Raw genomic sequence first — 19,532 nt, 5'->3', positions numbered from 1 at the left:
AACTAAACTCCAGTATAGCAGTGTTAATTAGCATCTGGCAAGTCTTTGGCGCTTAACGAATTTCTGCTGCAAATTGGTCTTGCAAGGCTTTTGTAATTCGATCAGTCGCGGCATTAATGGCATCATCTTGTAGCGTGTGATCATGGTTCACAAACGTCAATGAGTAAGCGACTGACTTCTTATCATCGGCCACGTTGTCGCCTGTATAAACGTCAAACACCGTTACATCATGTAAGTCTGCCCCACCATTTTGCTTAATCGTCTCAACCAAGTCTGCTGATTGAATGGCACGATCCACCAAAATAGCTAAGTCACGCTTAATTGAAGGGAATTTTGAAATTGGTTCGTACGTTGACTTAACGCGTGGTAAGTTCAAGATTTCTGACAAATTCAATTCAAAGCCGAACACTTGTCCAACCTTGTAGAACTTTGCAACACGTGGGTGCACTTGTCCGATAAATCCAACAAATTGATCACCAACGTAAATGTCAGCTGTTTGACCGGGATGCATATCAGCACGATTTGCGTTTGCCACAAAACGAACACTGTCAACAAAACCATAGTCGGCCAAAAGTTGTTCAACAATTCCCTTCAAGTAGAAGAAGTCAGCTGGTTGCGCAGCTTGGTCCCAATCACGTTCGCGGACATCTCCTGTCACAACCCCTGCCAAATGTTCAATTTCATCTGGCATGTCAGTCATGCCGTTTGAGGCAAACACACGTCCTTGTTCATACAATGAAACATCTTCTTGCTTACGGGCAACGTTGTAGGCAACATCATCCAACAATGATGTCAACAAGCTTCCACGTGTCACACGTCGATCTTGTGACATTGGATAATCCACTTCCACTGGTGTTGCTTGCGCATCCATTGCAAATTGTGTGGCTTTTTCAGGGGTCGTCAAAACATATGAAATAGCTTGGTTCAACCCAAGCCCCTCAAGCGAATGACGTGAGTCACGAATCAATTGTTGCTTCTTCGTTAACTTACCTGGTGTTGTTTCACCAGTTGGCAAAGTAGCAGGTAGGTTATCATAACCGTACAAACGCGCCACTTCTTCAATCAAATCTGCTGGAATTGAGATATCCCAACGGTGTGAAGGAATCGTCACACTAAAGCGACCATCTTGTTCCATTTGGGTGAAGCCAAGACGTTCGAAAATTGAGGCAATTTCAGCAGTTGAAATATTAGTTCCCAAAACATCGTTAATCTTGTCCGTCGTCACATCAACTGTTGGCGCTTCATAATCGAAGTCTTGTGCAATGACGCGCCCGTTTGTGACAGTTCCACCACCTAATTCAGCAATCATCGCCGCGGCGTGGTCTAACGCCTTAAAGGTTGATTCAACATCAACGCCACGTTCGAAACGTTGTGAGGCTTCAGAATGGAGGTTTTGGTCACGCGCAGCATGACGAATGGCTTTTGGTTCAAAGATAGCTGCTTCCAGCACAATATTTTGAGTATCAGCTGTCACTTCAGTTGATTCGCCACCCATCACTCCGGCAAACATCAATGCTTGTCCATCAGAATCAATGACGATATCACCTTCAGCAGCCTTACGTTCAACACCATCCAAAGTCTTAATCACTTCGCCAGCTTTCGCTGTACGTACTTGTAGCTTTGGTGCTGGTAAGCGATCCAAATCAAAGGCGTGCAAAGGTTGTCCGTAAGTCAAAAGCATCAAATTGGTAACATCGACCACGTTTGAAATCGGACGAATCCCCATATTCCATAAGCGACGTTGTAACCACAATGGTGAATCTTGCACATGCACATCCTTAACCACGCGAACCCCATACTTAGGCGCCAAATCATCCGGCGCGTCAGCCTGGATTAAGTCAGCGGTCGCTTCATTGCTTTCCTTTAAATCAAACGTAGGCAAAGCTGGACGTTCATTCAAAATGGCAGCAACTTCATAAGCTGTTCCATTCATTGAAAGCATGTCAGCACGGTTAGGCGTAATCCCTAATTCAAGAATATCATCACCGAAACCAAGGACATCCAAGGCATCATCTCCAGGTTTCAAATCAGCTGCATCTGCATCATTAAAGACCCAAATACCTTCTTCAAAGTCCTTAGGGGCAACGCTATTATCCATTCCCAATTCTTGCAAGGCTGACAACATCCCGTTTGACTTTTCACCACGCAACTTGCCACGACGAATCTTTTGTCCGTCACCAATCACTGAACCGTGCTTCGCCAAAATCACGGTTTGACCTTCCGCTACGTTCGGCGCACCGGTCACAACTTGGATCGGCTCGTCTTCACCGGCATCCAATTGTGTAATGACCAAGTGATCAGAATCAGGATGTGGCACAACTGACAAGACCTTAGCGATGACAACATTCTTCATGTTCCCTTGTGGACGGTATTGTCCTTCGACTTCAACTGCAGTACGTGAGATTTTCTCTGCAAGCTCATTGGCTGGCAAAGCAATTGGCATATACTCACGAAGCCAATTAACTGATACTTTCATCTTTGCTTATCCTTTCTGGTCAAATTGCTTTAGGAAACGAACATCATTCAAGTAGAAGTTACGGATATCTTCAACCCCGTACTTCAACATGGCAAAACGATCAGGTCCTAATCCAAAGGCAAATCCACCATAGACACTTGAGTCAACCCCGGCCATTTCCAAAACATTTGGGTGAACCATTCCAGCCCCAAGTACTTCAATCCATTCGATATCTTCCGGCTTTGTGTCAGGTGTTACGGCATTCCATGACACGTCAACTTCAACAGAAGGTTCCGTAAATGGGAAGTATGACGGACGTAAACGAATATCGTGGTCTTCACCAAACAATTGGTGGGCAACCGCCAACAATGTTCCCTTTAAATCACCCATGGTAATGTGCTTATCTACAACCAATCCTTCAACTTGATGGAATTGGTGAGAGTGCGTGGCATCATCAGTATCACGACGGTACACACGTCCGGGAGAAATCATCTTCAAAGGTCCCTTTGAAAAATCATGTTGTTCCAAGGTACGCGCTTGCACTGGTGATGTTTGTGTCCGCATCAACAGTTCAGGTGAGATGTAGAACGTATCTTGCATATCACGTGCGGGGTGATCCTTTGGCAAATTCATCATTTCAAAGTTGTACTTGTCTTGTTCAACTTCAGGTCCTTCAATAATTTGGTAACCCATGCCCATAAATTGGTCTTCCAAACTCTCGATGATTTGTTGCAAAACATGTGGTTGTCCTTGAATTGCTGGCTGTCCAGGCAATGTCACATCCAATGTTTCTGCTTGCAATTGTGCATCCATAACGGCATCTTCAAGTTCAGTTTGGCGCTTGTTAATTTCATCCGTCAATTCATTGCGGACATCATTAGCCAAAGCCCCAATTTCTGGACGTTCGTCTGCTGGTAAATCTTTCATACCACGCAAAACTTCAGTTAACGCCCCCTTTTTCCCTAGTTCCTTCACACGCGCTTCATTGAGTTCCTTTAATGAAGTGGCTGCATCGATGCGAACTAAGGCTTGTTCACGTAATTGTGTTAAATCTTCTTTTAAACTCATCCGTAACTCCTTTATTTGTTCATAAAAAAAGCCCCTTTGGCAAACAGTCGTTGCCAAAGGGACGTTGATTAACGTGGTACCACCCTGATTTGATATACAAATATATCCTCATTGTGTTCGATAACGGGAACAAAGCGAAAGAGCCTTATCAGCCCTCCAACTCCTGGTTGAATTTGAGTTAACAGTTTGATTGAGCTTACACTATCCTCAATTCGCTGGACAAACCTATTTAACCTTCTGACCATTCATCGTTGTTATTACCATTGTACAAATTTAACGCGTTAACCGCAAGGGTTTAGGCGTCTTGTGATTCACAATCTTGTGCATCACTCCACTCATCCGACCAGTCATGAACAACTTGCATCATGGTACGCATTGATTCACCCTTTTCGGTCAATGCATACTCAATCAAAGCTGAATCATCATACGTCCGACGTTCGACAATGCCATTAGCTTCCAATTCCTTTAAACGTTCCACCAACACACGGTCGGAACAACGTTGAACGGTTTGTGAGAGATCCTTAAAACGCATTGTGCCATTATTTAACAATGACTCAATAATTAAACCATTCCACTTACGTCCTAAAAATTCAAACGTTGCGATAAATTTGTCGCAAATTTTAACATTATCATTTGCTGTTGCCGTTGATTCTGCCATCTTGCTTACCCCCATACATATTTTGGTTATTTTTAGTAAATAGTTTTTGCCTAACTTCATTCTAGACCCTCAGAGTGACAAATACAATATTCACAACCAATATTTTCTAATATTTCGGCCTGAAACCCACTAGTTATGGTCGAACTGGGTCAACAGCTTGCGCAATCGCTGCTTGTGCGTCTGCATTAAAATAAATGCGGTTTGCATTATTATAGTAAATATTAGCTAATGCTGTTGGCCCCATCAGATCACTTTCTTCCAGCCAATGCGCTAAATCATGATAAGCATTAAACGTCGCTGACCACGGCGAATCCGTCCCCCAAATCAAACGTTCATCTCCCAGCGTTGCTAGCGCACGACGAGTTAATTCAATAGAAGCTGTGTAGGGTTGTTGTGTTTCGCCATTGATATCCTGAATTGCTGCCAAATCCGTATAAATATTCTGATGTGGCGCCCATTGATCTAATGTATTTTGATATAAACCTAACTCATCTAGCTGACCAAATGATAAATGACAGACAACAAAACGTAGATGTGGGTAGCGGGCTGCTAAATTCGTGATTGCCCCAGGTTGATGACTCACTTGATCCGCTGATCCATAATCAACAATCACGTTGAAGCCAGGATAATTCGCAAGAAAGTGCATCAATTTGCCAATGCTTGGATCTGTATCCAATCGAAACGGGGTCGTGGTGTGATAGCCATGCATCCCACCACCAGCACTAATTTCCAATTTCATCGACCGGAAACCTAAATCTTGGACATGACGTCGGACAATTGTCATAAATTCACTCGCAAAAGGATCGGCCGAAAAAGCACCCATAAAGCGATCTGGATAGTTTCGCATGGTTTGCCAAGTATAGTAGTTTTGATAACCATTTAAACTGCCTTGCAAGATCATCGCTTTATCAATTTTTTCATCGTCCATTAGACGCAAAACATTTTCGGCATTAAAATCCGTTTCACCATAAGCCGTCGGCAATAACTGAATTAACGTTCCGTCATCCCAGATAGCTTGCCCATTTCCTAGCATATTCAGCCGGCCCTTCCCATTAAAGCCAGCAATATTTTGCACCAAGTGTAAGTGTCCATCAATCCGTTTCATTAGCGTCCCTCCACCTTTGCTAAAAAAGCCATGACGCAGGTCATGACTTTGTTTATTTAAAACATTAATCCTTAACTAATTCGGCATAGACCTCAGGATCTAAGACCTTATCAATTTCACCAATATACTCGCGTGGTGCGTCCTTCACAAAGACATGCTTGAAGACGTACAAGCTATCATCTGTTGATTCAGATTCGATACCACCCAAGTCATACAAATCAGTATGCGTATCCAAAGCCCATTGAATCATTTCAGATTGGACAGCATAAGGGGCGTAATACGTGTTGCCATCCATTGAACCAGCATACATGTACCAAATCTTGCGTCCGTACTTAACGGCGATTCCAGTTGAAAGCAATTCACCTTCACGCTCAGCAACGAAAATACGCATTGTATCTGCATCAAAAGCGGCTTGCATCCGTTGGAAGTAGTCAATTGGACGGTGTGTGATGCCATGACGGTCAGCCATTGTTGTATAAGTTGTGAAGAATTCATCCAATTCTGTTTCCGTATTCCCAGAATGGACTTCAACGCCATCACGGAAAGGACGCTTAATCTTACTCTTTGTCTTTGAAGGATACAAATCAAGGGTTGTCTTAGCATCTGGGAACTTAGTCAAATCCAAAACCATGTTCAAACGGGGTTGTATCGTCGCATGCATTCCGGCATCAGCCACATTACGATTACGCGTCACGTAACCATGTTCTTGCAATGTTGTGTTAAATTCATCGCTGTATGCCACTTCTGGGTCAAAGCGCAACACATAGGCACGTCCGTCCAAGGCTTGCACAGCTTCATCCACTAAGCGATCTAGCAAGTCCACGTCAGTAACGTCAACTACTGGTCCCTTTGATGCATAGGCAAACTTCTTATCAGTTGGTGTGTCACCCAATAGCATTGACATTGCGGCGATAATTTCGCCATTATCATTTTCTAGGTAAACGTCAACGGGTTCCCAGTTATTCTTAACCTCAGCCCAGCCAAGGTCTTGCGTCACTTGACCATAAGGTGATTGACGCACAAATTCTTCATATCGTTCGACCGCTTGTGGGTCATTCAAATTTAACACTGGCATGTGTAAATTCCCCTCTCTTGCACTTCATTTATATTGAATTTATTATAACATAAGCAAAATCACGCGAATCAGCGTATAATAATCTTTATGGAAAATATAACATCAAACCAGAACAGCCGTGTCAAAGCATGGCAAAAGTTGCAAACGAAAAAAGGTCGTCAAGCAAATCAGACCTATCTATTGGACGGATGGCATCTTGTACAAGAAGCCATTCACCACGATGGTCACTTACATGCCATCATGGGTACGTCAGCTCAACTAGCAGAACACCAAGAAGAATTACCACTTGGGGTACCTGTTTTTGAAATCACAACTGACATTGCCAAGAAGTTATCTGATTTAGTGACACCTCAAGGGATCTTTGCAGAAGTTTCATTACCTACCGCAAAGCGCGAACCACAATATGTGCACCAAGGGGCTTGGTTATTCTTGGATGGTATCCAAGATCCAGGTAACGTGGGAACTATGGTCCGTACTGCTGATGCCGCCGGATTCGCTGGCGTTGTGTTCGGTGAAGGATCAGTTGACCCCTATTCACCTAAGGCAGTCCGTGCCATGCAAGGTAGCCAATTCCACTTAACAATCACTGATGGTGACTTGTTAAAGTGGACAAACACTTTCCGTGACAATGAAATTAATGTTTACGGAACCCAATTAGATCCAACTGCTGCTGATTTATTCTCAGTACAACCCCAAGATACTTTCGCCCTTGTTATGGGTAACGAAGGTCAAGGGATGCGTCCTGAACTTGCGGCAGCAACTTCACAAAACTTATTCATCCCACTTTCAGGTGAGGCTGAATCATTAAATGTTGCGGTTGCCGCTGGTATCGCAATGTTTGCTTTAAAGCAACGTTAAGCTAACGGGACTAAACTTAATAGAAATGGAGGTGAGTCATCTATGAAAGATTGGCGTGAAGATGAAGCGTATGTTGACATCGTTTCTGATTTATTACGGACCCCAGAGGTTCAAAAATTAGGCGACTATGTACAACATCATCACTCAGATCGTTTGACCCATTCAATTAATGTGTCATACCAGAGTTATCGCTTAGCTAAACGCTGGCATCTCGATGCACGTGCAGTTGCACGTGCTGGTTTGCTACATGATATGTTCTTCTATGATTGGCGAACCACTAAATTCGAATTGGGTACCCATGCTTACATCCACCCTCGGGTTTCGCTACGAAATGCTGAAAAAATTACCGACCTATCACCTAAGGAAAAAGATATTATTCTTAAACATATGTGGGGGAGCACATCTGCCTTACCACATTATCGTGAAAGTATCTTAATAGATATGGTTGATAATTGGGCTGCGGTGCAAGAATTCTTCACCCCTGCCACAGAACGTTTTAAAAAGTTAACCCATCGTAAAACAAAGGCCAATTAATTCTTTAATTGGTCTTTTTTACTGTCTCATCCCCTTTGCGCAAAGTTATATGAAAAGCATCATTAGATACCTCTCACTGTTCTATTTCTTAATAAACATTTCGCCATATCTCTGTAAAGAAATCTTTACTTAATTAAGCAAATTGTGTGTTCCATTTTTACAAAAAACCTTTAATATAATTAACATACAAAAAAATAAAAACAGCCATTTTCTAGATTTACAGAAAAGAAGAGTTAAGAAAATATGACAAAGATTATTGCGCATCGTGGACTTTCAGCCATCGCACCTGAAAACACATTACGTAGCTTTGAACCGATGTTAGATTACAACTTAGACTGGTTTGAAACTGATGTTTCAATTACAGCCGACGGACAACTTATCCTCTTGCATGACGATAAACTTGACCGGACAACGGACCATGCTGGTGAAATTACAGCGATGACTTATGATGAAGTCATGGATGCTGATGCTGGTAGCTGGTTTGGCCCAGAGTTCGCCAAAACCCAATTGTTAACAATGGATGATTTACTTAGCTTCGTTGATGACTCAGGAATGAACTTAAACTTGGAATTGAAGGGTGTTACCGGACCAAACTGCAGTGCTTTGGCTGATCAGCTAATCGCGCAATTAGTGCCCTACCTTCGTGAAATCAATGATCAAGTTAACTTGATTATTTCAAGTTTCAACCCAGTCATGTTAATGAAGATGCATGCCGCAGCGCCTGAACTTGACTACGCGGTTTTGTATGATGAAGGTCAATTCTTGGACGACTGGCAACTCATCGCCGACGCATGTAACGCACGTTACATTCACATCGACAAAGCTGATGCAACACCAGAAAACATTGCCAAGATTCAAGACCGTGGCTTCGAAGTTAATGTTTACACAGTTAACAACCTTGAAACGGTCGAAACATTAAGTGACTATGGTGTCGATGGTATCTTCACCGACGTTGCAAATGAAATTGTGGCACCTAAAGTCAGTGCTGCGATTGCCGTTTAAAAAAGAAGCTATCCTTTCCCGGATAGCTTCTTTTTTATGTATTTTGGACAATAAAAAAGCACATGACAATGTCATGTGCTCTTTCAGGATGTCCCCACACGGACTCGAACCGTGGACCCAAGGATTAAAAGTCCCTTGCTCTACCAACTGAGCTATGGAGACATACCGCTCGCTAACAAATTAGCTTACTTAAACCATTATACCGACTGAAACAAAAATTTCAAGGCATTTATTTGCAATTTGCGGACTTTTTCTTTATGCTTTAGCTATACATGTAAACAACGAATGGAGAAACCCGATGAGCAAGCAAAAAATCAATGTGCCTAATGAAAAAAAGCAAGATGAAATCGCCCCTACCGAGGATCAAATCGATAAGTATGAAGCCCACTTGCTTGAAGAAGCAACGGATACAGAACCAGTCAAGCCTTATCCAACTTGGGTGAAGGTCATTGTCATTGGCATGGTCCTCATTATTTTCCTTGGGCTCTTGGCCGCTGCTGCATACGCCTTTCTATAAACAAAACGCATATAAAAACGCACCAGGCCAAATCGTCTGATGCGTTTTTCTTTTATTCAGGATTCTCAGAGGCAAGTTTCCAACGTAAGTAAGCATCGATAAATGGGTCTAAGGCGCCATCCATCACTGCTTGAGGATTACTTGATTCATAATTCGTTCGGTGATCCTTAACCATCCGATATGGTTGGAAGACGTAAGAACGAATCTGTGAACCCCAGCCATTCTCCATTTGGCTTCCGGCAATCTTAGCCCGTTCAGCTTCTTTTTTATCCATTTCCAACTGGTATAACTTAGCTCGCAACATATTGTAAGCTAAATCCTTATTTTGAAATTGCGAACGTTCTTGTTGGGAAGCCACAACAATTCCAGTTGGTTCGTGAGTCAAACGTACCGCCGAAGATGTTTTGTTAATGTGCTGTCCACCAGCCCCAGAGGCACGGTACACGTCCATTTTAACGTCAGCAGGATTAATGTCCACTTCAACTGAATCGTCCAATTCAGGCATGACATCAATCGAAACGAATGACGTATGGCGACGACCAGCCGAATCAAATGGTGAGATACGCACAAATCGGTGCACACCACGTTCTGAACGTAGATAACCGTAAGCATTGCGGCCTACAATCTTCAATGTGGCAGAATCAATTCCAGCAACATCCCCAGCATGGTAATCCAATACTTCGACCTTGAAACCATGTTGTTCAGCCCAACGGGTATACATCCGTTGCATGTTTGCACCCCAATCGGCTGATTCTGTTCCACCAGATCCAGGATGGATTTCAAGAATGGCGTTGTTCTTATCATAGGGTTCATTTAGTAATTGTTCCAGACGATATGATTCTAAGTCTTGAGCTAGCTTTGTCAGACTCTCATCCATCTCCGCTTGCATATCAGGATCTTCAGGATCCTCAGTCAACAATTCCAAGCCAGCCGTTGCTTCTTCAACTTCATCTTGCAACTTCAGATAGTTATCACGACGATTTTTCAAATCATTATTTTGATCAATGACTTTTTGTGCCGCTTCATGATCATTCCAAAAATCTGGATGACTCATCTCATCTTCGTTAGCGGCGATTTCATCATTCATAGCCCCTAGGTCTAATGACTTCCCAAAGTTATTCACTTCTTCAGTCATCTCATTTAATTGGCGCCGCGCTTCAGCTAATTCCATAGCAACCTCTCTTTCACCTAAAGAAAAAAGTCGGGATGTAATCCCGGCTTTTTTTGTTTATTCAGCACGTAGATTTTGACGAATTTCAGACTTCATGAATAGACGGGTTGAGTCATATTCGATTGAAGCAATCATCTCTTCAAACATGCGGAATCCTTCTTCTTGATACTCAATCAATGGATTTAATTGACCATAACCACGCAATTGGATTGAATCACGTAATTGGTTCATGTTTTCCATGTGTTCAGTCCAGTAGTTATCAACCACTCGGAGAATCACCACACGCGTGAATTGCAAAAATTGCTCATCATCTTGCAGTTGTTCGGCCTTTTGGTTGTAAACTTCCTTGGCACGGCTATACAAGTAATCCTTCAAAGCATCACGATCCTTGTTTCGCAAATCTGACACATTGATTTCATTTTCTGGTACTAAGACTGAACGCGCGAAATCATTCAACGCGACCAAATCCCACTCGTTTTCTTTACCGATGGTGTTGTTGTCAACGACACGGTTAATCGTACGTTCAACCATTGGCAAGATGACATCCTTCAATGAATGTTCTTCATCAATGACTTCGTTACGGTTCTTGTAAAATGCTTCACGTTGTTGTGACATAACATCATCGTATTGCAAAACGTTCTTACGAGAATCATAGTTGTTTCCTTCAACACGACGTTGCGCAGATTCAACGGAACGGGTAATCAAACGATTCTTGATAACAGCATCTTCATCTTGAAGATTCATTTGCTCCATCATGTTCTTCAAACGATCTCCACCGAAACGAAGCATCAAATCATCTTCAAGTGACAAGAAGAATTGTGAGTAACCAGGGTCACCTTGACGTCCGGCACGTCCACGCAACTGATTATCAATACGTCGTGATTCATGACGTTCAGTACCGATAACAGCCAAACCACCAACTTCCTTGACCCCAGGGCCAAGCTTGATGTCAGTTCCACGACCAGCCATGTTGGTGGCGATTGTAACGGCACCTTGTTGACCGGCATTAGCAATAATTTCAGCTTCACGCGCGTGGTTCTTGGCATTCAACACATTGTGTGGAATGTTACGTTGGTCCAAAAGATTAGATAAGTATTCTGATGTTTCAACGGCAACCGTACCAATCAAGATGGGTTGTCCCTTACTGTGTAATTGCTCAACAAGCTTTACCACGGCATTAAACTTTGAATGCAAGTTAGGGTACAACAAGTCCGGCTCATCGACACGTTGAATTGGTCGGTTGGTTGGAATTGTTGTGACTTCCATGTTATAAATTTCGCGGAATTCTTCCGCTTCAGTTTGTGCAGTTCCAGTCATACCAGACAACTTGTTGTAACGACGGAACAAGTTTTGGTACGTAATTGATGCCATGGCTCGGTTATCTTCTTGAATATCAACCTTTTCTTTGGCTTCCAACGCTTGGTGGAGTCCATCAGAGAAACGACGACCTTCTTGAATACGACCCGAGAACGCATCGACCAAGACCACTTCACCATCACGCACGACATAGTCTTTGTTGTTCAACATTGTATAGTTGGCACGCAAAGCTTGGTCCAAATGGTGGGTCAAAGCTGAATTACCTTCGGCATAAAGGTTTGGTAGGTTGAAGTATTTTTCACCCTTCTTAATTCCTTCGTCAGTCAAGTTAACTGTTTTCGTTTCCAAATCAACAGTATAGTCAGTTTCTTCTTCCAAAGTCTTTACGAAGCGGTCAGTTCGAATGTAAAGTTGTGTATTTTCTTGAGCAGGTGCTCCAGAAATAATCAATGGTGTTCGAGCCTCATCAATCAGGATTGAGTCAACTTCATCGACCAAAGCAAAGTTCAATGGACGTTGAACACGATCTTCTTTACGCGCAACCATGTTATCACGCAAGAAATCAAATCCAATTTCAGAGTTAGTTGAGTACGTGATGTCTGCTTCGTAGGCTTCACGTTTTTCTTCAGAAGACATATCTGACACGTTAATACCGACAGTTAAGCCAAGCCAGTTATAAAGCTCACCCATTTCTTCACCGTCTCGTTCAGAAAGGTATTCGTTAACCGTAACAACGTGTACACCCTTACCAGGTAAGGCATTCAAATAAACAGCCATCGTCGCCGTCAACGTTTTACCTTCACCGGTACGCATTTCAGCGATATTTCCGCCATGTAAGACCAATGATCCCATGACTTGTACCTTAAATGGAAATAATCCTAATACTCGCTTAGCAGCTTCACGGACAACCGCAAACGCTTCGGGCAAGATATCATCAAGGGTCTTACCTTGATTTTCAAGTAAATCACGGAAGTATGGTGTCTTGGCTTGAAGTTCTGCGTCAGACAATGCTGCTATTTCGTCTTCGTACGCCATCACTTCATCAGCTGTACGAGATAATCGCTTTAATGTACCGCGATCACTTTCAATAATTTTTCGTAATGGATTCGCCATGCTCAATCTTCCTTTTTTTAAAGATTTTTTCTTTGTCTTTTGATTGTTTTGATTATTTTTAACGCAAGCTATTGCTTGCAGGGGTACACGGTAATTTAGTTTCAGCTCAATCGTTTAAGCTCCTGATTATCGTGTACCGTAACCTTTATATTTTAACATTGTTTGCCTAATTATCATAGCTATCTGCAAAAAAACACACCCCAGAAAGCTGGGCTGTGTTTAATCCGCTTAATAGAATTCTTTGATGTTTGCCAATGATTGTTCACGGCCAAGTAATTCAAGTAATGATCCCAAATTAGGCCCTTGTTCTTGACGTGTTGTGGCAATGCGCAATGGGTTCCAAAGATCACGACCACGAATACCCGTTTCAGATTGAATTTCACGTACTGCATTCAAGATATTGTAGGCATCAAAAATTGGGAGTGCGCTTAGCTTCTCGCTGAACTCAGCTAAGAGCAAAGGCACATTTTCACCAAGCATCCACTCCTTTTGTGACTCAGGAATAGCAGTTGGTCCAGGCATTGCGAAGAAGACTGGCTTAATGAGATCAACGATTTGAGCTGTGTAGGAAACACCGTCCATATACACATTCATAACAGAACGTAACCACTGCATCTTTTCAGGTGTCAATTCAGCAGGATCAACCAATTCTGACTTCACCAATTGTTGCATCATCTTATCAAAGACCATGTCTTGATCACCGGTCTTAATCCACTCATTGTTAATCCATTCGAGCTTCTTGTTATCAAACTTAGCTGGAGACTTTGACAAACGCTTTTCATCAAATTGCTTAACCAATTGCTTCTTGGTGAAGATTTCCTTTTCACCAACTGGTGACCAACCTAACAAGGCAATGAAGTTCAACATTGCTTCAGGCAAGTAACCTAATTCACGATATTGTTCAATGAATTGCAGAATCGTTTCATCACGCTTAGAAAGCTTCTTACCCGTTTCCGCATTGATAATTAATGACATGTGCCCAAAGACTGGTGCTTCCCAACCAAAGGCTTCATAAATCATCAATTGCTTTGGTGTGTTTGACACGTGATCATCCCCACGCAAAACGTGAGAAATTTCCATCATGTGATCATCCACAACAACGGCAAAGTTATAAGTTGGCATACCATCAGCCTTTTGAATGACCCAATCGCCACCCACAGTATCTGAGTTAATTTCAACATGTCCCTTAACCATATCATCCCAAGCATAAACTTTGTTTTCTGGGACATGTAAACGAACAACAGCAGGCAAGCCTTTTGCTTCGGCCTCAGCTTGTGCAGCGGCAATTTCTTCGTCAGTCATATCGGCATACTCATAAACATAGTGAGGTGCTTGCTTAGCCGCTTGTTGTGCTTCACGTTCAGCCTGCAATTCATCAGCAGTCTTGTATGACTTATATGCCAATCCACGATCCAACAAATCTTGAATTAATGGCTTATAGATTTCCAAACGTTCTGATTGACGATAAGGACCATATTCACCAGGATTAGCTGGTGATTCATCCCAATCTAAACCTAGCCAAGCTAAGTTATCTAATTGTGAATGTTCCCCATCAGCGATATTACGCGTTTGGTCTGTATCTTCAATTCGGATTACAAATTCACCATTATAATGGCGGGCATATAGCCAATTAAAGAGGGCGGTACGGGCATTCCCAATGTGCAAATGTCCAGTTGGTGATGGTGCATAACGCACACGTACCTTTTTTTCAGTCGTTTCAGTCATTGTTACCGACTCCTTTATTTTTTCTTGTTTTGTCATCTTCTAATATACCGCCGAATGCGGTTTGTTTCAACGCCTTAAACGAGCTTTGCGAAAATCATTCGTCCAGCATCCGTCTGCAAGGCAGAGGTCACTTCGACGGTAACCTTCTTTTGGAGTTTATCACGTCCATCTTCAACAACAACCATGGTCCCATCATCAAGATAGGCCACCGCTTGTTGACGTTCTGTTCCATTTTTAACAAGGGTGACTGTCAAATGGTCACCGACTTTAATACTTGGACGTAAAGCGCCAGCCAAAGCGTTCAAGTTCAACACTTGAACACTCTGGAACTGGGTCACCTTATTTAGGTTAAAGTCATTGGTAACCAAGGCACCATCAAGATCTTTCGCTAATTGGATGAGTTTTTCATCAACTTCTTTGATGTTCTTGTAGTCACCTTCCCACATTTCCAACGGAACGGCAGTTTGCTCACGCAATTCGTTTAAGACATCCAAGCCTCGACGGCCACGGACGCGCTTAATTTCCTCACCTTTGTCAGCAAGATACTGCAGCTCATACAAGACGAAATTAGGGACCAATAATGTTCCTTCGATAAACCCGGTCTTCACGATATCTAAAATACGCCCATCAATCAAAATGTTCGTATCCAGAATCTTATAATGGTGATAATTTTCTTCGTTTTGCTCAACTGAATCATCATCCTTCTTATGTCCGCGAATTTTCGTCAGACGCGACATATTATTGAGCGAAGGAATTAGATTGCGCCACTCGTCAATGCGGGTAGTCCCGAGTCGAAATCCCAAATAACCGAATAATAGCATAATCAAAACGGGGATTACCGAACTCATAAGGACACTATCCATGCGTTGGAGCGGTGTTGTGATAAAAACTGCTAACGCTAACCCAATCAACGTTCCCAATGAACCAACTAAGAGCATCAAAGGTGATTGACGATTGAGGAAATTTTCAATTTCTCGAATACCGTTATCAACATAACGCCAAGTTGGAATACTGATAATAAAACTAATCAGCCCACCGATCAAGAAATTTACAACGACATTGTTTAACCATAAGTCATTCTGGACCCCAATCACCCGCCATAATAGCGGTAAAGCATTAATGGTTAATGCTCCACCTAAAATGATGTAGGCCAATTGAATGATTCGTTTGCGCATCATCAACTAACTCCTCCTAATCTAGCGCCCGCTGTAACGCATCGGCGAGCGTTTTAACACTGACGACTTCGATATCTTTAATCTCATCTTGCTTACCTTCAAGCGCTTTTTGTGGTACAAAGACACGCTTGAAGCCCAATTTTTGTGCTTCCAAAATGCGGTCAAGCATTCTTGGCACACGGCGAATTTCACCTGTCAACCCGATTTCACCCACAAAGGCATCTCCCACACGAGTTTCCTTATCACGATAACTTGACGCAATCGCGACAGCTAACGCTAGATCAATCCCTGGCTCTTCAAGTTTCACACCACCGGCTGCACGTACATAGGCATCTTCATTTTGCATCAACAAGTTGGCTCGCTTTTCTAATACGGCCATCAACACTGACACACGATTGCGATCAATTCCCGAAGCTGTTCGTTGTGCATTCCCAAAGACTGTCGGAGTCACCAAGGCCTGCACTTCAACTAACACGGGTCGTGTTCCTTCCAAAGCAACCACAACGGCTGAGCCGCTCGCATGCTCCAAACGTTCTTCTAGGAACATTTCAGAAGGGTTTTTAACTTCACTTAATCCTTCATGCACCATTTCAAACACACCTAATTCGTTCGTCGAACCAAAGCGGTTTTTAGCTGCCCGTAGTAAGCGATAGCTCCGTTGATTATCCCCTTCAAAATACAAAACCGTATCGACCATGTGCTCCAAAATCTTCGGACCAGCGATAGCCCCTTCTTTTGTCACGTGACCCACGATAAAAATGGTAATCCCATTTGTTTTGGCAATCTGCAAAAGTTCAGCCGTCGTCTCACGAATTTGCGCCACTGAGCCAATCGCCGAACTAATATCCGGCTGTTGCATCGTTTGGATGGAATCAATGACCACAAAATCAGGTTTTGATTCATCAATTGCCTTACGAATGGCGGACATGTCTGTTTCAGGATACAAATAAAACTCTGCATCCCCTTGGACACCCAACCGTTCGGCCCGCAACTTAATTTGTGATGCACTTTCTTCACCCGAAACATACAGCACGCGTTGCCCGTGACTTGATAAGTCTCCTGAAATTTGGAGCAACAATGTTGATTTTCCAATTCCAGGGTCACCACCAATCAAAACTAATGATCCTGGTACAATCCCCCCACCTAAGACGCGATTAAATTCTTCTGATTGTGTCAAGATGCGTGGCGTCTCTTCGATATCGACCTGATCAAGACGTTCAACTTTAGCCGTCTGCCCAGCTAAGTTGACGCGTGATTTGCGGTCTGCTTTTTCTGGTTGTTGTACTTCTTCAACCAAAGTTCCCCAGGCACCACATGATGGACAACGTCCCATGTAGCGTTGAGAAACGTTTCCACAGTTTGAACAAACAAACTGCGTTTTTGTTTTTGCCATTGTTACTCCTTACTTGACGCCAGAACTACCAAATCCACCCGTACGGTCTGCTTTAGTATCTTGTGCATCATCATCTATTACTAGGAATGGCATAAAGATCCCTTGGGCAATGCGTTCACCCTTTTTAATCGTGCGATCCGTCAATCCCCAGTTAATCATTTGAACAAAAATTTCACCTTCGTTTTGTTCATTATCCACATAATCCGCATCAATGATTCCGACACCATTAGGCAATACAAATCCACGCTTTAGCGGATTTGATGAACGATTCGCAATCATTAAGTATTCATTTTCTCCCATATACACTTTAATACCCGTTGGTACTAAAAGCGGTTTAACGTCAGCTTTTGCCTGCTTCATTTCATCAGTCGTCAAAGCTTCGCCAATGCGCAACTTTTTCAAAACGCGTAAAAACGGCACACGCCAGATTGATGGCAACGTAAAATCAGTTGCTGCTTGAAAATCATAACCAGCCGCTTGACGGGTTGCCCGCTTAGGTAGTTCTAGGTCTGCATCTCGATACTTTTCAACAATTTCAAATTTCCGCGCCATTTTATTTTCTCATTTCATATAAATTCATACATTCTATTATAACTAAATTCAAATGATTACTAAAGTCATTCGCTTGATTCAGCACTCACATCATCATACTTAGCATCGCGTGTAAAAGCCGCTTTGGCATAAGCACAAACCGGCTTCAACTTAACGTGTTGTGCGCGGGCTTCTTCCGCTAATCGATCCAACAATTGACCCGCCATTCCCGCACCCCGTAATGCAGGTGCGACAAAGGTATGATCAATGGTCCAAACCTTTGGTGTATCACTTTCCGCATAGTCAATTTCGGCTATGGTTGCACCTGCATCATCTTCTAAATAGAAGCGACCTGGTTCGTGTAAAAATTTATAAGTCATACATATCCTCCTATCGTAAACTACCGACAAAGTCAGGCATCCACGTCTTCGAGACCGTTTGAATTTCAACGATTCCACCAATTAAATCAACAGTCAGATAGCGTCCTCCGCCCAAGTAAACACCAGCATTTGAAATAAGGTTCGGATTACCCCAAAACAGTAAATCACCTGGCATTGCTTCATTCAGTGGTAAGTGTTGCACACTAGCCAATTGCTTTTTAACGTCATTTGGGAAGCTTACCCCGTAAATATTATTGTATATATATTGAATAAGCCCACCTAGATCGAATCCTGCATCTGGTCGATTGCCTCGTAGTTGATATGGTTTCCCTAAGACTCGATGCACCACATCCCACAAATTGGCACGCATACTATCCATGACCATCTGCATCATTTTATTTTGAATGCGTTGGGTCTGCGTCCCAGGTGTAAAATAGGCCGAGATAATTTCAAACGCTTGTTCTCCCTGCGGCGCCTTAAAGACAATTTCACTGTCAACTTCATCTAAATCATTTAAGTGGACCACTCGTCCTGGTTCCATCTTATAAGCCATTTTGTCACCTTTTTCTTAATGATACAAAAAACGAGCCCGCATAAACGAGCTCGCTAGCTAACATTTTTCAAAATTAGTTAATGAATTGGAGGCCAGCAGTTGAAATTGTACGTGTGTGGTAGGCCATTCCAGCGTAGTTCCCTTCAGAAATCGTAATTGTTCCATCAGGGTTAACTGCATCGACCATAGCAACGTGACCGTAGACAGGATCTGCACCACCAACACCCGCACCGAATACAGCAACTGAACCAACCTTTGGTGTTCCGCTCACTGAGAATCCAGCAGCAGCTGCACTAGCAGACCAGTTTGTAGCGTTACCCCAATTGTTACCAACCCAAGGTGCAGCATTCTTAACAAACCAAGTACATTGACCAGCTGGGTATGTGTTAGATGCATCCATCACTGCATGTGATGCACTCGCAACAGGCTTTGCAGCTACTTGTTGTTGTGTTGCTGCAGGCTTTACTGTTGTTTGCTTAGGGGCAGATGCGTTCTTTGATAATTCAAGGCTTTGACCAACGAAAATCAAGTTCGGGTTTGTCACATTATTAATTGAAGCTAATTCATCAACTGAAACGCCATTTGCCTTAGCAATTGAATAAAGCGTATCACCAGATTTAACGGTTACTGAGTCGGCAGAAGCAACGGCTGTTGCACCACCAAAGGCAGCAGCGGCACCAACGGTCGCCAATAAGGTATTCTTTACTGTTGTATTCATATTCCCATCCTCCAAAAATGCTATCTACTTTTTAATTTCGTCTTTTAAGTACTAACTATTACTTAATGAGTATACTACTTCGCTGTTGCGTTTTAATTTGCTAGCATTTGCGTTTCAATTACTTTTATTACATTTCAGTATCTCAATTCACTAATTAAAAGCATTGCGTCGTTAATAAATTCAC

The 19,532-nt window shown here is 42.7% G+C and carries 18 protein-coding genes, 1 tRNA gene and 1 other annotated feature; of the genes, 4 read left to right on the top strand and 15 right to left on the bottom strand.

Annotated features, from left to right (window positions below; all coding sequences use genetic code 11):
• Window positions 1–52: 52 nt before the first annotated feature.
• From pheT to femX, 5 genes are all read right to left on the bottom strand, one after another.
• On the bottom strand, window positions 53–2,476 hold the full coding sequence (pheT, locus tag D3P96_RS01590; RefSeq protein ID WP_124942647.1) for a phenylalanine--tRNA ligase subunit beta: 2,424 nt from the start codon (window positions 2,474–2,476) through the stop codon (window positions 53–55).
• Window positions 2,477–2,482: 6 nt separating this feature from the next.
• Window positions 2,483–3,523, bottom strand: a complete 1,041-nt coding sequence (pheS, locus tag D3P96_RS01585) for a phenylalanine--tRNA ligase subunit alpha (RefSeq protein ID WP_124942646.1) — start codon at window positions 3,521–3,523, stop codon at window positions 2,483–2,485.
• 54 nt (window positions 3,524–3,577) lie between these two features.
• Window positions 3,578–3,781, bottom strand: a binding site (T-box leader).
• Between the two features lie 37 nt (window positions 3,782–3,818).
• Window positions 3,819–4,181 carry a winged helix-turn-helix transcriptional regulator gene (locus tag D3P96_RS01580; RefSeq protein WP_124942645.1) on the bottom strand — a complete coding sequence of 121 codons (363 nt, stop codon included), beginning with the start codon at window positions 4,179–4,181 and terminating at the stop codon, window positions 3,819–3,821.
• Window positions 4,182–4,314: 133 nt separating this feature from the next.
• Complete coding sequence (locus tag D3P96_RS01575) at window positions 4,315–5,286, bottom strand: amidohydrolase family protein (protein ID WP_124942644.1); 972 nt, start codon at window positions 5,284–5,286, stop codon at window positions 4,315–4,317.
• Window positions 5,287–5,350: 64 nt separating this feature from the next.
• Entirely contained in the window at window positions 5,351–6,361 is a 1,011-nt protein-coding gene (femX, locus tag D3P96_RS01570) for a UDP-N-acetylmuramoylpentapeptide-lysine N(6)-alanyltransferase (protein ID WP_124942643.1), read from the bottom strand.
• Window positions 6,362–6,448: 87 nt separating this feature from the next.
• Between femX and D3P96_RS01565 the strand changes: the two genes are divergently transcribed.
• From D3P96_RS01565 to D3P96_RS01555, 3 genes are all read left to right on the top strand, one after another.
• The gene (locus D3P96_RS01565; RefSeq protein WP_124942642.1) at window positions 6,449–7,219 is read left to right on the top strand and encodes a TrmH family RNA methyltransferase; all 771 of its coding nucleotides are present in this window, start codon (window positions 6,449–6,451) and stop codon (window positions 7,217–7,219) included.
• A gap of 42 nt (window positions 7,220–7,261) precedes the next feature.
• Window positions 7,262–7,753, top strand: a complete 492-nt coding sequence (locus tag D3P96_RS01560) for an HD domain-containing protein (protein WP_124942641.1) — start codon at window positions 7,262–7,264, stop codon at window positions 7,751–7,753.
• A gap of 243 nt (window positions 7,754–7,996) precedes the next feature.
• Complete coding sequence (locus tag D3P96_RS01555) at window positions 7,997–8,755, top strand: glycerophosphodiester phosphodiesterase family protein (RefSeq protein WP_124942640.1); 759 nt, start codon at window positions 7,997–7,999, stop codon at window positions 8,753–8,755.
• 89 nt (window positions 8,756–8,844) lie between these two features.
• Here the strand turns inward: D3P96_RS01555 and D3P96_RS01550 are convergent.
• A tRNA-Lys gene (locus D3P96_RS01550) sits at window positions 8,845–8,917 on the bottom strand.
• 136 nt (window positions 8,918–9,053) lie between these two features.
• On the opposite strand from D3P96_RS01550, the gene D3P96_RS01545 reads away from it, so the two are divergent.
• Complete coding sequence (locus D3P96_RS01545) at window positions 9,054–9,272, top strand: hypothetical protein (protein ID WP_124942639.1); 219 nt, start codon at window positions 9,054–9,056, stop codon at window positions 9,270–9,272.
• A 52-nt stretch (window positions 9,273–9,324) separates the two neighbouring features.
• On the opposite strand, the gene prfB is transcribed toward D3P96_RS01545, so the two are convergent.
• The 9 genes from prfB to D3P96_RS08465 form a co-directional block, all read right to left on the bottom strand.
• A complete protein-coding gene (gene prfB / locus D3P96_RS01540) occupies window positions 9,325–10,443 on the bottom strand; it encodes a peptide chain release factor 2 (RefSeq protein ID WP_124942638.1) in 1,119 nt (372 codons plus the stop codon).
• A 57-nt stretch (window positions 10,444–10,500) separates the two neighbouring features.
• Window positions 10,501–12,873 (bottom strand): preprotein translocase subunit SecA, encoded by a 2,373-nt coding sequence (secA, locus tag D3P96_RS01535; RefSeq protein WP_124942637.1) that lies wholly within the window; start codon window positions 12,871–12,873, stop codon window positions 10,501–10,503.
• A gap of 228 nt (window positions 12,874–13,101) precedes the next feature.
• Window positions 13,102–14,598, bottom strand: coding sequence for a glutamate--tRNA ligase (gene gltX, locus D3P96_RS01530; RefSeq protein WP_124942636.1), 1,497 nt, complete (start codon window positions 14,596–14,598; stop codon window positions 13,102–13,104).
• Window positions 14,599–14,672: 74 nt separating this feature from the next.
• Complete coding sequence (locus tag D3P96_RS01525; RefSeq protein ID WP_124942827.1) at window positions 14,673–15,773, bottom strand: PIN/TRAM domain-containing protein; 1,101 nt, start codon at window positions 15,771–15,773, stop codon at window positions 14,673–14,675.
• 16 nt (window positions 15,774–15,789) lie between these two features.
• On the bottom strand, window positions 15,790–17,166 hold the full coding sequence (gene radA / locus D3P96_RS01520) for a DNA repair protein RadA (protein WP_124942635.1): 1,377 nt from the start codon (window positions 17,164–17,166) through the stop codon (window positions 15,790–15,792).
• Window positions 17,167–17,175: 9 nt separating this feature from the next.
• Window positions 17,176–17,718 carry a dUTP diphosphatase gene (locus tag D3P96_RS01515; protein ID WP_124942634.1) on the bottom strand — a complete coding sequence of 181 codons (543 nt, stop codon included), beginning with the start codon at window positions 17,716–17,718 and terminating at the stop codon, window positions 17,176–17,178.
• A gap of 65 nt (window positions 17,719–17,783) precedes the next feature.
• On the bottom strand, window positions 17,784–18,077 hold the full coding sequence (locus D3P96_RS01510; RefSeq protein WP_124942633.1) for a GNAT family N-acetyltransferase: 294 nt from the start codon (window positions 18,075–18,077) through the stop codon (window positions 17,784–17,786).
• Between the two features lie 10 nt (window positions 18,078–18,087).
• Window positions 18,088–18,630, bottom strand: a complete 543-nt coding sequence (locus D3P96_RS01505; protein ID WP_124942632.1) for a C40 family peptidase — start codon at window positions 18,628–18,630, stop codon at window positions 18,088–18,090.
• Window positions 18,631–18,703: 73 nt separating this feature from the next.
• Window positions 18,704–19,348, bottom strand: coding sequence for a COG3942 and LysM peptidoglycan-binding domain-containing protein (locus D3P96_RS08465; RefSeq protein WP_124942631.1), 645 nt, complete (start codon window positions 19,346–19,348; stop codon window positions 18,704–18,706).
• Window positions 19,349–19,532 lie beyond the last annotated feature (184 nt).

The sequence above is a fragment of the Weissella viridescens genome, assembly GCF_003862435.1.
In the GTDB taxonomy this organism is placed as follows: Bacteria; Bacillota; Bacilli; order Lactobacillales; family Lactobacillaceae; genus Weissella; species Weissella viridescens_A.
Note: the sequence above shows the minus strand (reverse complement) of the source record. Positions and strands in the feature narration are given on the sequence as shown.

Coding starts and splice junctions, on each gene's coding strand:
- pheT (WP_124942647.1), bottom strand. CDS start 2,476: ATGAAAGTATCAGTTAATTGGCTTCGTGAGTATATGCCAATTGCTTTG.
- pheS (WP_124942646.1), bottom strand. CDS start 3,523: ATGAGTTTAAAAGAAGATTTAACACAATTACGTGAACAAGCCTTAGTT.
- D3P96_RS01580 (WP_124942645.1), bottom strand. CDS start 4,181: ATGGCAGAATCAACGGCAACAGCAAATGATAATGTTAAAATTTGCGAC.
- D3P96_RS01575 (WP_124942644.1), bottom strand. CDS start 5,286: ATGAAACGGATTGATGGACACTTACACTTGGTGCAAAATATTGCTGGC.
- femX (WP_124942643.1), bottom strand. CDS start 6,361: ATGCCAGTGTTAAATTTGAATGACCCACAAGCGGTCGAACGATATGAA.
- D3P96_RS01565 (WP_124942642.1), top strand. CDS start 6,449: ATGGAAAATATAACATCAAACCAGAACAGCCGTGTCAAAGCATGGCAA.
- D3P96_RS01560 (WP_124942641.1), top strand. CDS start 7,262: ATGAAAGATTGGCGTGAAGATGAAGCGTATGTTGACATCGTTTCTGAT.
- D3P96_RS01555 (WP_124942640.1), top strand. CDS start 7,997: ATGACAAAGATTATTGCGCATCGTGGACTTTCAGCCATCGCACCTGAA.
- D3P96_RS01545 (WP_124942639.1), top strand. CDS start 9,054: ATGAGCAAGCAAAAAATCAATGTGCCTAATGAAAAAAAGCAAGATGAA.
- prfB (WP_124942638.1), bottom strand. CDS start 10,443: ATGGAATTAGCTGAAGCGCGGCGCCAATTAAATGAGATGACTGAAGAA.
- secA (WP_124942637.1), bottom strand. CDS start 12,873: ATGGCGAATCCATTACGAAAAATTATTGAAAGTGATCGCGGTACATTA.
- gltX (WP_124942636.1), bottom strand. CDS start 14,598: ATGACTGAAACGACTGAAAAAAAGGTACGTGTGCGTTATGCACCATCA.
- D3P96_RS01525 (WP_124942827.1), bottom strand. CDS start 15,773: ATGCGCAAACGAATCATTCAATTGGCCTACATCATTTTAGGTGGAGCA.
- radA (WP_124942635.1), bottom strand. CDS start 17,166: ATGGCAAAAACAAAAACGCAGTTTGTTTGTTCAAACTGTGGAAACGTT.
- D3P96_RS01515 (WP_124942634.1), bottom strand. CDS start 17,718: ATGGCGCGGAAATTTGAAATTGTTGAAAAGTATCGAGATGCAGACCTA.
- D3P96_RS01510 (WP_124942633.1), bottom strand. CDS start 18,077: ATGACTTATAAATTTTTACACGAACCAGGTCGCTTCTATTTAGAAGAT.
- D3P96_RS01505 (WP_124942632.1), bottom strand. CDS start 18,630: ATGGCTTATAAGATGGAACCAGGACGAGTGGTCCACTTAAATGATTTA.
- D3P96_RS08465 (WP_124942631.1), bottom strand. CDS start 19,348: ATGAATACAACAGTAAAGAATACCTTATTGGCGACCGTTGGTGCCGCT.